Source organism: Vibrio sp. 378 (assembly GCF_033339435.1).
In genome coordinates this window covers 1-752 of record NZ_JAWOUO010000464.1, presented here as the reverse complement: position 1 = coordinate 752, position 752 = coordinate 1, and the positions used below count along the sequence as shown (strand labels likewise).

1 protein-coding gene is annotated in these 752 nt (G+C 45.2%); it reads right to left on the bottom strand.

What is annotated here, in order from left to right; all coding sequences use genetic code 11:
* The coding region (locus tag R7Q48_RS26950; RefSeq protein WP_318133312.1) for a phosphomethylpyrimidine synthase ThiC at window positions 1–752 on the bottom strand (752 nt) is incomplete at both ends.

The window sequence follows — 752 nt, the reverse complement described above, 5'->3', positions numbered from 1 at the left end:
ACAAGTTTTTCCACTTCGTCGTCGATTGAAGACGTTACCGATGAGTTACCAATATTGGCATGCACCTTAACTAAGAAGTTACGGCCAATAATCATTGGTTCAGATTCTGGATGATTGATATTCGAAGGAATGATGGCGCGACCTTCTGCAACTTCTTTACGAACGAATTCTGCAGTAATGTCTTTAGGTAGATTTGCACCGAAGCTTTGACCAGGATGCTGCTGAGTCAGCACGTCATCGCGATATTGAGCGCGACCCATGTTCTCACGCAGTGCAATGTATTCCATTTCCGGAGTAACAATGCCTTTGCGAGCATAGTGTAGTTGAGTGACGCATTTTCCGGCTTTAGCTCGTCGAATACGTGGTAAGTTGCCATAACGCAAATCATCTAAGGTTTCATCGTCAAGACGCTCTTTTGCGTAAACAGAGCTCACATCTTCAAGGATTTCAGTATCATTGCGTTCTTCAATCCACCCCTCTCTAAGCTTTGGTAAGCCACTATAAAGGTCGATAGAGTAATCTGGGTCGGTATACACACCAGAGGTGTCATACACACGTTCAGGCTCATTCGGCTCAAAATTTGGTGCCTCTTTTGTGCCACCAATTAGGCTATCAGCCAAAGAAATTTCACGCATTGGCACTCGGATGTCAGGACGAGAACCCTCTACATACACTTTGGCTGAGTTTGGGTACGGCTGTACCGAGAGAGTATCAATAAACTGTTTTGCTTCCAGCCTCGCTTGTTTGCGACT